Genomic DNA, 10,527 nt, shown 5'->3' on the forward strand with positions numbered 1-10,527 from the left:
ATCGCCTCGGCGGTCAACGGTCTCAAAAGCGTCGAACATCGTCTGGAACGTATCGATGCGGGAGGAAAAATCATCCTCGATGACGGCTATAACGGCAACATCGACGGAATGCTCGAAGGGGTACGCCTCTGCTCGCTCCACAGCGGGCGCAAAGTGATTGTAACACCGGGACTGGTTGAGAGCACGGACGAGCTTAATTCCCAGTTGATCGCCGCGATCAACGAGGTATTCGACATCGCCATTATCACGGGGCAGCTCAATGCGCTCCAGTTTGACAAAGAGCTGAAGGTTCCGCAAAAGATCATGCTTGCGGATAAATCGCAGATGGTCAAAACGCTCGGAGAAGTGACGCGTGCGGGAGACATTATCCTGTTCGCGAACGACGCGCCGAATTTTATCTGACCCTCTACTGGGGGGCGAAAGGCAAAGAAATGCAAGAGATTTTATATGCCCCGTGGCGCACTGACTACATCGCAGGGAAAAAAATCGAAGGGTGCGTTTTTTGCCACATCAGTGCCAACGACACGGATGGTGTGAACCTTCACGTACTGCACCGCGACGAACACTGTTTTGTCGTAATGAACCTTTACCCCTATACACCCGGACACTTTATGATTATCCCCCATCATCATACCGACGCGCTCGAAGCGCTTGATGCGCAGACATGGATACACATGAGCGCCTTGGCCCAAAAAGGGGTCAGAATGCTCAAAGAGGGATTCGGAGCGCACGGCGTGAATATCGGGATGAATTTGGGCCGTGCCGGCGGTGCGGGGATTGCGGAGCATATTCATATGCATCTGGTCCCGCGATGGGAAGGGGATACGAACTTTATGACGTCGATAACCCATACCCGCGTCTATTCGACCGACTTCGACAATATCTACAACAAGCTCAAAGAACTGTCCAAAGAGTATTTTTAATTACTTTTTTTTGCGGGTCAGGACAAATCCCATAAGGGCAAGCAAGCCGACCAGAAATACGATGTCCATTCCGCTGGTGTTTAATTCTTCCATTCTCTCTCCTCTAGCAGTTTTTTCATGATTTCGATGTGGTAGCTCTCTTGAAAATTGATAAACTCAAAAAACGATGAGAGTTTTGGATCGGTGATGACCGACGAAAGCCGGCGGCACTCTTCCTTGGCATTTTCCTCTTCGACGATTCCGTTGCGGAGAAATTTCTCCATGTCGGTGATTTCGTAGGTACGGGGATGCAGTTCGCGCGGCAGTGCCAAAATCCCCATTTTCGCCATCATCTCGCTGAACGAGCGCAGATGAAAATGCGATTCCTCGATCAGGTCGGTGAACGACGAACTTTGCGCGGCGGTCGTAGCGCGGGCGAGGCGGTAAAGGTAGATCAGGATCAATTCGTACTCTTTGTAGCTCTCTTCAAATAAAAACAGCGTCAGAGCGTCGGTTTGTTCGTTATTCAACGAAGCATCCGGCCAACGGCGGGAACGATCGAACGTGCGGAGCGGTTGCGCGGTGGTTCCCTGACACTCTTTTAGAAAAGAAAGGATAAAGCGCTCATCCGTGCGCATCCGTTCGCACAGCACCGAATCGTCATACCGTTCGTGCAGGGAACCCAGTTCATCGACGGCGGCGCGCAGCGCATCGCCGAAGGTATGAAATTCGACGCCAAACGCGCCGTCGCGGTGGTAATCGTAAGGAATGCCATCCGCGTACAAGGTTTCACAGAGCCATTTGAGGTGGCGGAATTCGATTTGGGAAAATTCGTAAAGACGATTTTTGACACACGGCTCATCCGCCGAAAAGGACAAATAGGCCAAACGAAGCCAAAATTGGTGTTTGTGCCGAAACAGTTCCGCGTCTCTCATCCTTCTACCTCGCATTTCATATCGATTTCAATCGCGTGCAGTTCTTCGTCGGAGCCTTCATGACGATGACGCTGGTTGATTTGAGCCGCTTCAAATGCGGTGAGGACCATTTGGGCGCATGCTTGCTGTTTGGCCGGCCCCTGAGCTACTTTTTCGCGCAGTTTCTCCGCAGCGGCGGCGGCATAAGAGAGCGTCTCGCCTTTGATCATTTCGGTGAACATCGATCCCAGCACAACGGTATCGTGACAGCCGTTTGTCGCGTATCCGACGCCGTTGAGGGTTTCTGCTTCGCATGAGAGATAAAAAATGACGAACTCTCCGCTCTCCTCGGAATGGCCGACACCGACACCTGTAGGGTTTTCGAGCGGGCCGTAGTTTTTGGGGTGCATGAGATGCTCGATGATCTCTTGGTTCAGAGTATTTTCCATAATCCAATTATAACGCAGGTTGAACCTCTTTGTAAGACGATCCGCCGTACAATCGCGTTATGAAAGTTACTCCCGAACATTTACGCTATCTGCCGACCACCCGCGAGGAGATGGACGCGCGAGGCTGGGACCGATGCGACGTGATCCTCGTCTCCGGCGATGCCTACATCGATTCGCCTTTTATCGGCGTTGCCGTCGTGGGGCGGATACTGGAGCGGGAAGGGTATCGCGTCGGGGTCATCGGGCAGCCCGATATCGCCACCGATGATATTATGCGTTTGGGAGAGCCTCGTCTTTTTTGGGGGGTGAGCGGCGGAAGCGTCGATTCGATGGTGGCCAACTACACCGCAACGAAAAAATTCCGCAAAAGCGACGACTATACCCCCGGCGGAGTGAACAACGCACGGCCCGATCGTGCGGTACTGGCGTATACCAACCTGATCCGCAAACATTTCAAAAACACCGTTCCCATTGTTTTGGGAGGGATCGAAGCGAGTCTGCGCCGCGTCACCCATTACGATTACTGGACGAACAAACTGCGCAAACCGGTGTTATTCGATGCCAAAGCCGATTATCTGATCTACGGCATGGGAGAGGGGGCGATCGTCGAACTCCCCAAACGGCTGGAGAGGGGCGAGTCTCCCCTCGATATCCGGGGGCTGTGTTATATTGCCAAAGCACCTGTCGAAGATTATCTGCCGTTGCCGTCGCATCAGGAGTGTCTGGATAACAAAGAGCGATACATCGATCTGTTCGATATCTTCTACGATAACAACGATCCCATTTCGGCCAAGGGGCTGTGTCAGGAAGTGGACGGCCGTTTCAGCATCCAAAATCCGCCCGCCGATTATCTGGACGAAGGGGAGATGGATGCCGTCTCCGCGCTTCCCTTTACCCGCGAATTGCATCCCTATCACCGTCCGAATGGGGCCGTGAAATGTCTGGAGACGATCAAATTTTCGATCATGACCCATCAGGGGTGCTGGGGGGAGTGCAACTTCTGCGCGATCGGGGTCCATCAGGGGCGTACCATCCGCACACGCAGCGAAGAGTCGATTTTGAACGAGGCGACGCAGTTTACCGAGTACAAGGATTTCAAAGGGATTATCAGCGACGTGGGGGGACCGACGGCGAATATGTACGGCTACGAGTGCAACAAAAAACTTAAACACGGCACCTGCGATCATCAGCGCTGCGTCGACGACACCCACCTGTGCAAGAAGATGAAGGTCGACCATACCCGTGTCATCAACCTTCTGCGCCGGCTTCGCGAGGTGCGGGGGATCAAAAAGGCGTTTGTCGCCTCCGGGGTGCGGTACGATCTGATCAACGAGGACAAGCGCCAGGGGTACGACTACCTCAAAGAGATGGTGCGCTACCACATCTCGGGACAGATGAAAGTCGCCCCCGAGCACACCTCGCCCCACGTGCTCCACCTGATGAACAAACCGGGCAAACAGACCCTCGTCGATTTCAAAAAACTCTACGACCGTTTGAACAAAGAAGAAGGAAAAAACCAGTTTTTGACCTACTACCTGATCGCCGCCCATCCCGGATGCACCGAGAAGGACATGCACGACCTCAAGCGTTTCACGACGCAGGAGCTGAAGATGAACCCCGAGCAGGCGCAGGTGTTTACCCCGACCCCGGGGACCTATTCGGCGGTGATGTATTACACCGAGATGGATCCGCAGACACGCCAAAAAATCTTTGTCGAAAAAGATACGGCGCGCAAAGAGAAGCAAAAACAGATCGTCGTCGCCAAAGACAATTTCAAAAGCGGTTTTGCGAGTTAGGGTGAAATGATTGTTTTAGGTTGCTTTGCTTAGAATGTAGGATATTAAAAGTTATACATGAAAGGAAAGTTAATGAGTACATATCCTCAACGAGTTGCAGACAATATACTGCCACTTTCTGTCGCTGGAACACTACCAGAAGCTTTCAAGGAATGGTATTTTACTGAAAATGTACAAGATCATGAGCTAGCAGATGAAGAATGTGAATTATGTAATCAAGAACATGTAAGATATCATTTTGAAATAAAAAATAGAAATACAAATCATCATCTACGGGTTGGCTCAAGTTGCATTTTAAAGTTTCAAATTCAGGTATTTGAAAATGATAAATTGCTTGATGCAAAAAGCTCAAAAAGAAAGCTTGAACAAATTAAAAATAAAATACGATTAGATTCATGTATAGAAGCTCTTAAACGATTATCTATGAAAGAACCTAATGATATTTTGAAGAACGCATTAGAATTTTATTTAAAAAATAAGTACTTGACACCAAAATTTGCTTTTGTGGTTTTTTGGAGACTTTCGAACCATCAGATAGAACATAGTCCTTCGTTTTTCAAAGTTAGCTTAAAAAAAGATAAGTACAAAAAGGATTTGATGCAAATGCCATTAAATCATGTACATGTCATTTGGTCAGCTTTATCTAGTGTTCAAAGAGAAAAAGCAATCAAATATGGGCACACACCACCAAACAGTGTACAATAATTCTATTGCGCTCCAAGTAAATCTTCTATGTAAATTTTTTTATTTTATTTAGAGTTAGCGATAAAGGATTTTTTTATATGGCTCTAGGATTAACACCATCCGAAAAATTTGTTCATGAACTTTCAGAAAAATCTTTTTTGAAAGCATGGACGCATCCAAATCCTATTGGGAAAAAAAGAAAAGAGCTATGCGATTGTTTAATTGTATGTGCTAAACATATCATCATTATTTCGGTTAAAGAAATTCAATATAAAGATACCGGTGATAGTTTAGGATATGAGCGTTGGATAAAAAATGCTATTGAAGACTCGGTTGGTCAAATTTGGGGTGCTGAAAGATGGCTTCAAACGCAGACAGTTATTGAAAGACATGACGGAAGAATAATAACTTTACCTCTAATATCAGATAGAAAATACCACAGAATTTCAGTTTCGTTAGGATCTAAATGTCAGATACCTATACAATGGGGAGATTTAGGTCATGGATTTGTTCACGTATGTGATGAAAATAGCGTAGAAGTTCTTTTTAAAGCACTTGATACCATTACAGATTTTACTGATTTTTTGCAATCTAGTGAAAATTTAATGAATAAAAAAATTGGAATGATATTTGATGGTGGTGGTCTTCAAGATTTAATTGCTCTTTACATACAACGTAGGTACTCTCTAAATTTCGCAACAGATGAAAGTCATCCAGATATGTTGATTTTGGATAATGATATATGGAACAGCTTATCAAAATCCACAGAATATAAGGATATGTTGATTGATTTTAAAACTTCTTATATTTGGGATAAATTAATCGAAAGCTATTCTGCTGACCTACTAACAGGTGGGATGTTTGAAATGCATAGTAAAGAAGTAACAAATAATGAGCTGGCATTAGTTACTATGGCTTTGCAACCAAGAAGATATCGTGCAAATCTTGCGGATGCTTTTATGGAATTTCTTCAGAAAGAAGAATTGAAAATTGCATCACGTGTTGTTATGGGGTATGATAATGTGGCTTTTGTATTTTTAATTGGGAAAAGTTCTGATAGAGAATTTAGGGCTAAAGAATTACTATTAAGATGTTCAATTGTTGATGTAAAACGTCCTGAAATTAAAACTATTGTCGGTATTGCGACAGATAGATCAGGACCTTCAGACGTAGGTTATTCCTCTGATATCGCATATATACATAACTCCATGTGGACTGAGCAAGAAAAGGAAAAAATCCTTAAACTTTCAAATGAATTAGGGTATTTCAAAAATATATGAAGCTAATAAAGCAGTTGTATATTAATACATTAGTTAGGTAATTGGCTAGAACTCTAATCCCCGTAAACATTTTTTTTTAGTTTTGTTCAAAACGTCCTCGTTAGAAATGAGAAGATAGAAGGTAATTTAGTCAAAATAAGATAAAATATTTGAGAATAAAAAAAAGGGTTGAATATTATGCTTGAAAGTATGTACAGCGCATCGATTCAGGATAATCTGTCTCAGCATATCAACAGCCTCATCGAACATCGCAGTTATTATGAGCGTAATATCGATACCCTCGCCGATAATGAGGAGGTGGTAAAGCGGATCATGCTTCTGAACGCTTCCCATGTCTTTTTTGAGGATTTGCTTCATTATCATCCGTATATGAATTTCACCAATGCTATGATCGACTCAATGGTCATCAAAATGGATGATTTGATCGATGAGTTTGAACCGTTGATTTCCATGACCTCTCAAAACGAACTGATTCAACAATATTTCGATAAAGCCGCCGTGTTTTACGATTTGTTGGTTCGCGCCCAAGTAGAATTGGGATTCTACAAAGTTGAACGCTAAACTGATCGCTTTTGAGAGCGTTTTTGAGCGGCAAAAAAACAAACTGATCGAATCGGGTGCTTTAAATGCTGAGCAAATCGACGAAACGATTAGCCTCTATCTTCAGAATAAAACTGATCCTCGATTGAAATACCACAAAATAGTCTGTAAAAAAGACAAATGCCGACGAAGCATCGCCGTGATGCATACCAACCAATCCTACAAAATTTTATTCTCCGAACAGCCTGAGATGACTGTATTCGTCTTTATCGGGCATCATAGCCGTTATGATCGGATCAATCAGAATTGTTGATTGCCTTTAAAAAAAATGTCGAAATCCCTGAAAGCGGTTTTGCGAGTTAGAAGAGAAAATCTGCTATTCTATTTGTGAATATGTTTGATTCATGAAAGGAACCGATGATCGATCCGGATGCGCTGAAAAAACTTCGCAAAGCGTTGCATAACTACGTCCTTTTATACGTCGAAGAGAATCCGGCGCTCAACGCACAGGCCAGTGCGCTGTTCCGAAATATTTTCGATGTCGTCCATTCGGCCGCGGATGCGGAGGAAGGATTGGAACTGTTCAACCGGCATCGTCCCGCGATCGTCATAGCCGACATCAAGCTGCCGAATCTGGACGGTTTGAAACTGGCCAAGAGCATTCTGGCGATCGATCCCGCAACGAAAATTATTTTTACCTCCGCGCACGACGAAAAAAGTCTGCTGCACGAAGCGATCCGTTTGGGCGCTTTTGATTATGTGGTCAAACCGATCACGGTGCAGAATATCGTTGACGTACTGGTGCGATGCGCTAGAGAAATGCGCATGCAGATGCATCAGAAGCTCTTTAACACCTATTTGCAGAATATTTTCAATTATCAGCACAATCTTATCCTTTTGCTCCGACACGAAACGGTCGTAATGGCCAATCAGCCGTGCCTGGATTTTTTCAAAGCGGGCAGTACCGAAGAATTCAGCCAACGTTTCCTCAATTTCGGCGAATTACTGCTCGAACACAGCGGATTTTTGTATAACCACGATAAGGTCGAATGGCTGCATGAGGCGAAAAACCATCCCGGCAAGCTTTTCAATATCAAAATAGCCGACGCCGACGGAAACAGCCACCATTTTGTTCTCAATCTGCAGACAATCCCGGATAAAGAGGATTATTTCATCCTCTCCCTAAACGACGTCAGCGAACTGAATCTGTTGAAGCTGTTCGATCCGAGCGCGGTCGAAAGAGAAGCGGTGCAAAAAGACAAAAGGGCGATTCGCGGCCTTTTCGAAATGGCGAAACGCAATAACGCAAAAATCAAAATCCACAATCTGTACAAAGGGCTTAGCATCACCAATGACGGGATGATCGGCGAGATCGATGAAAATTATGTCTGGATCAAAACGACGATCATGCAGCTCAAAGCGATGCAACTGGAGCGGCGCGTCGTCCTTGTTTCCGATATTTTCCCGATGTTTATCGTCTCGACGGATATTCTGAAGATCAATTTCGATCAGCTGTCGGTGAAGCTGGGCGAATGCAAGATGACGACGACAAGTCCGACACGCCGTCAGTATATTCGCGTTTTGCCCGACGAGGAGGCCAAAGTGACGTTGCTGTATCAGGGGCGCAAGTTTGAAACCGATATGGAGATCGCCGACATCTCGATCAAAGCGATTCGTCTGGTGATGGCGTCATTGCCCGCCGGGTTCCAGACAGGTTCTAAAGTAATCCTCGATCTGGTTTTGGGCTCGCCGCCGTTTAAACCGGTCATTATCAACACCGAAGCCGATGTTTTCCGCATCGGTGAACAGTCTCATCAGTACGAAGCGGTATTTACCTACGATCTGCACAGCCGCCACCATAAAGACCTGATCGGGTATATCGCGAAACGGCAGATGCAATTAATTCGGGAGTTCAAGGAGAGATAAAATGAATAAAGAAACGTTATTGTACGAGGACGGCGTCCATAAATGCGTCATGTTCAGTCTGGAAGACGAAGATCAGGCGGAAAATTCCCTGTCGGTCAACCAGTTTTTGATTATCCAAGGAGACAGTGCCATCGTCATCGATCCGGGCAGCGGTTCGATCTTCAGCGAACTGTACGAGGCGATCGGACGCCATATCGACCCTCTCAAGATCAAATACATTTTCTTTTCCCATCAAGACCCTGACGTGGCGGGCGCGATTGCGGAATGGAGCGTTGCGACGAGCGCCAAGCTCATTATGTCGGGATTGTGGACCCGCTTCATGAGCCATTACGGGCTGACCGATTCGTCGCGGATTATCGCTCTTCCCGATCACGGAGGAAGAATCCCCTTCAAAGAAGGATACGTTCAGTTTATACCCGCCCATTTTCTCCACAGCCCGGGGAATTTTTCCCTCTACGACAGCCGTTCAAAAATCGTTTTTTCCGGGGACATCGGGGCGGCGATCCTCTCTCCGCAGAATCTGAACAAACAAGTCGATGATTTTGAAAGCCATCGGCCGTTTTTGGAGAGTTTTCATCAGCGTTATATGGCCGCGAACGCTTTTTGCCGCGCATGGGTTCGGGAAGTGAAACGCTACGAGGTCGATATGATCGCGCCGCAGCACGGTTCCTTGTTCCGCGGTCCTGATGCGGCCGCATTTTTGGAGTGGTTTGAGAACGTCGAGGGGGGATTGGAACATCTTGATGAACTCTATCTTGCAAAGATCGAATAAAGAGCCTTGAGGAAGTGGAACATTTTTTGCGCTCTTACCTCCCTTTTAGTTTGAATCGCCTACAATAAACGCTTCAAATACAAGCATACGGATGACTCTTTGCGAATCGATAAATTTTTAAATGCCGTCAATTTAACCAAACGCCGCGCCGTTGCCCAGGACATGATCGAAGAAGGGGTCGTGTACATCAACGACAAAGCGGTTAAAGCGTCCAAAAACGTTGCCGTCGGCGACATCGTCACTCTCGTTTATCTGGAGAAGCGGGTGCGTTATGAAGTGCTCGCGATCCCTACGGTCAAATCGACGCCAAAATCAGCTCAAAACCTTTACGTCAAGGAACTCTCATGAACCCTCTCAAAAGCGATTTCGAAGCGCTCTTTGAACACCGCCTCAGCGACGAGGAGATGCGGGAGTTTCTGTTGTCTTTGACGCTGAACGAATCGACGTCTCCCTCGATGATCGCAACGGCTGCGGAGGTGATGAAACGGCATGCTCTGGCATTGGACGTTCCTCTTTGGCTCAAAGAAAAGCTGATCGACGTCGTCGGAACAGGCGGTGATAAAAGCGGCAGTTTCAACGTCAGTTCTACCGTCTCAATTCTGTTGGCGGCGTGCGGCGCGTATGTCGCCAAACACGGCAACCGTTCCATCACTTCCAAATCGGGGAGCGCGGATGTTCTTGAAACGCTCGGGGTCAAGCTCGATTTGAGCATTGAGAAAAGCGCGAAACTCCTCGAAGAGAGCGGATTTACGTTTTTGTTCGCGCAGTATCATCATCCGGCAATGAAATTCATCATGCCGGTGCGCCGTTCGATCCCCGAAAAAACGGTATTTAACATTCTGGGGCCGCTGACGAATCCGGTGGGACTCTCCAAAATCCTCCTTGGGGTATTTGATGAGGTGTTCGTGCCAAAAATGGCGGAAGCGGCCCGCGATCTGGGTATGACGTCGGCGATCGTGGTGAGTTCGCGCGAGAAAATGGATGAGGTGAGCATCAGCGATATCACCTATGCCGCCCATTTGTACGGCGGTAAAATCGACTATTTCGAAATCGATCCCGAAGCCCTCGGAATCAAAAAGGCCCCTTTTGAAGCCATCCTCGGAGGAGATGCGGCGATGAATGCAACCATTCTGACCAACATCCTGAACAACCGCGCTACCGATGCGCAGCGGGACATGGTACTGATCAATGCGGCCTATGCCCTGATTGCCGAGGGGATGGCCAGAGATCCGCAAGAGGGGCTGGAGATCGCCCGCGAGGGATT

13 protein-coding genes are annotated in these 10,527 nt (G+C 46.9%); 11 read left to right on the forward strand and 2 right to left on the reverse strand.

The window, feature by feature from the left end; translation table 11 throughout:
* Together JU82_RS06005 and JU82_RS06010 are read left to right on the forward strand one after the other, a co-directional pair.
* Positions 1 to 402: cyanophycin synthetase (locus JU82_RS06005; RefSeq protein WP_037948001.1), on the forward strand; the 402-nt coding region annotated here is incomplete at its 5' end.
* 29 nt (positions 403 to 431) lie between these two features.
* Entirely contained in the window at positions 432 to 923 is a 492-nt protein-coding gene (locus tag JU82_RS06010) for an HIT domain-containing protein (protein WP_037948004.1), read from the forward strand.
* A gap of 80 nt (positions 924 to 1,003) precedes the next feature.
* Here the strand turns inward: JU82_RS06010 and JU82_RS06015 are convergent, their stop codons facing one another.
* Both JU82_RS06015 and JU82_RS06020 read right to left on the reverse strand, forming a co-directional pair.
* Positions 1,004 to 1,837, reverse strand: coding sequence for an iron-binding protein (locus tag JU82_RS06015; protein ID WP_037948014.1), 834 nt, complete (start codon positions 1,835 to 1,837; stop codon positions 1,004 to 1,006).
* On the reverse strand, positions 1,834 to 2,265 hold the full coding sequence (locus JU82_RS06020) for an iron-sulfur cluster assembly scaffold protein (protein ID WP_037948016.1): 432 nt from the start codon (positions 2,263 to 2,265) through the stop codon (positions 1,834 to 1,836). The genes JU82_RS06015 and JU82_RS06020 overlap by 4 nt, the downstream gene beginning before the upstream one ends.
* A gap of 59 nt (positions 2,266 to 2,324) precedes the next feature.
* On the opposite strand from JU82_RS06020, the gene JU82_RS06025 reads away from it, so the two are divergent.
* The 9 genes from JU82_RS06025 to trpD form a co-directional block, all read left to right on the forward strand.
* On the forward strand, positions 2,325 to 4,061 hold the full coding sequence (locus JU82_RS06025) for a YgiQ family radical SAM protein (RefSeq protein WP_294892325.1): 1,737 nt from the start codon (positions 2,325 to 2,327) through the stop codon (positions 4,059 to 4,061).
* Between the two features lie 72 nt (positions 4,062 to 4,133).
* Positions 4,134 to 4,766 (forward strand): hypothetical protein, encoded by a 633-nt coding sequence (locus JU82_RS06030; RefSeq protein ID WP_037948019.1) that lies wholly within the window; start codon positions 4,134 to 4,136, stop codon positions 4,764 to 4,766.
* Positions 4,767 to 4,843: 77 nt separating this feature from the next.
* The gene (locus JU82_RS06035; RefSeq protein ID WP_037948023.1) at positions 4,844 to 6,025 is read left to right on the forward strand and encodes a hypothetical protein; all 1,182 of its coding nucleotides are present in this window, start codon (positions 4,844 to 4,846) and stop codon (positions 6,023 to 6,025) included.
* Between the two features lie 177 nt (positions 6,026 to 6,202).
* A complete protein-coding gene (locus JU82_RS06040) occupies positions 6,203 to 6,586 on the forward strand; it encodes a hypothetical protein (protein ID WP_037948026.1) in 384 nt (127 codons plus the stop codon).
* The gene (locus JU82_RS06045; RefSeq protein WP_037948029.1) at positions 6,576 to 6,878 is read left to right on the forward strand and encodes a hypothetical protein; all 303 of its coding nucleotides are present in this window, start codon (positions 6,576 to 6,578) and stop codon (positions 6,876 to 6,878) included. The genes JU82_RS06040 and JU82_RS06045 overlap by 11 nt, the downstream gene beginning before the upstream one ends.
* A gap of 104 nt (positions 6,879 to 6,982) precedes the next feature.
* Positions 6,983 to 8,491 (forward strand): response regulator, encoded by a 1,509-nt coding sequence (locus JU82_RS06050; protein ID WP_037948032.1) that lies wholly within the window; start codon positions 6,983 to 6,985, stop codon positions 8,489 to 8,491.
* Between the two features lies 1 nt (position 8,492).
* A complete protein-coding gene (locus JU82_RS06055) occupies positions 8,493 to 9,263 on the forward strand; it encodes an MBL fold metallo-hydrolase (protein ID WP_037948034.1) in 771 nt (256 codons plus the stop codon).
* Between the two features lie 99 nt (positions 9,264 to 9,362).
* Complete coding sequence (locus tag JU82_RS06060; RefSeq protein WP_037948037.1) at positions 9,363 to 9,611, forward strand: RNA-binding S4 domain-containing protein; 249 nt, start codon at positions 9,363 to 9,365, stop codon at positions 9,609 to 9,611.
* A partial coding sequence (gene trpD, locus JU82_RS06065; protein WP_037948040.1) for an anthranilate phosphoribosyltransferase occupies positions 9,608 to 10,527 on the forward strand: 920 nt, incomplete at its 3' end. The genes JU82_RS06060 and trpD, both read left to right, overlap by 4 nt.

The sequence above is a fragment of the Sulfuricurvum sp. MLSB genome, from assembly GCF_000747095.1.
Classification (GTDB): Bacteria; Campylobacterota; Campylobacteria; order Campylobacterales; family Sulfurimonadaceae; genus Sulfuricurvum.

Excerpts from the sequence above, each read along its gene's own strand:
- JU82_RS06010 (WP_037948004.1), top strand. The coding sequence starts at position 432 with ATGCAAGAGATTTTATATGCCCCGTGGCGCACTGACTACATCGCAGGG.
- JU82_RS06015 (WP_037948014.1), bottom strand. The coding sequence starts at position 1,837 with ATGAGAGACGCGGAACTGTTTCGGCACAAACACCAATTTTGGCTTCGT.
- JU82_RS06020 (WP_037948016.1), bottom strand. The coding sequence starts at position 2,265 with ATGGAAAATACTCTGAACCAAGAGATCATCGAGCATCTCATGCACCCC.
- JU82_RS06025 (WP_294892325.1), top strand. The coding sequence starts at position 2,325 with ATGAAAGTTACTCCCGAACATTTACGCTATCTGCCGACCACCCGCGAG.
- JU82_RS06030 (WP_037948019.1), top strand. The coding sequence starts at position 4,134 with ATGAGTACATATCCTCAACGAGTTGCAGACAATATACTGCCACTTTCT.
- JU82_RS06035 (WP_037948023.1), top strand. The coding sequence starts at position 4,844 with ATGGCTCTAGGATTAACACCATCCGAAAAATTTGTTCATGAACTTTCA.
- JU82_RS06040 (WP_037948026.1), top strand. The coding sequence starts at position 6,203 with ATGCTTGAAAGTATGTACAGCGCATCGATTCAGGATAATCTGTCTCAG.
- JU82_RS06050 (WP_037948032.1), top strand. The coding sequence starts at position 6,983 with ATGATCGATCCGGATGCGCTGAAAAAACTTCGCAAAGCGTTGCATAAC.
- JU82_RS06055 (WP_037948034.1), top strand. The coding sequence starts at position 8,493 with ATGAATAAAGAAACGTTATTGTACGAGGACGGCGTCCATAAATGCGTC.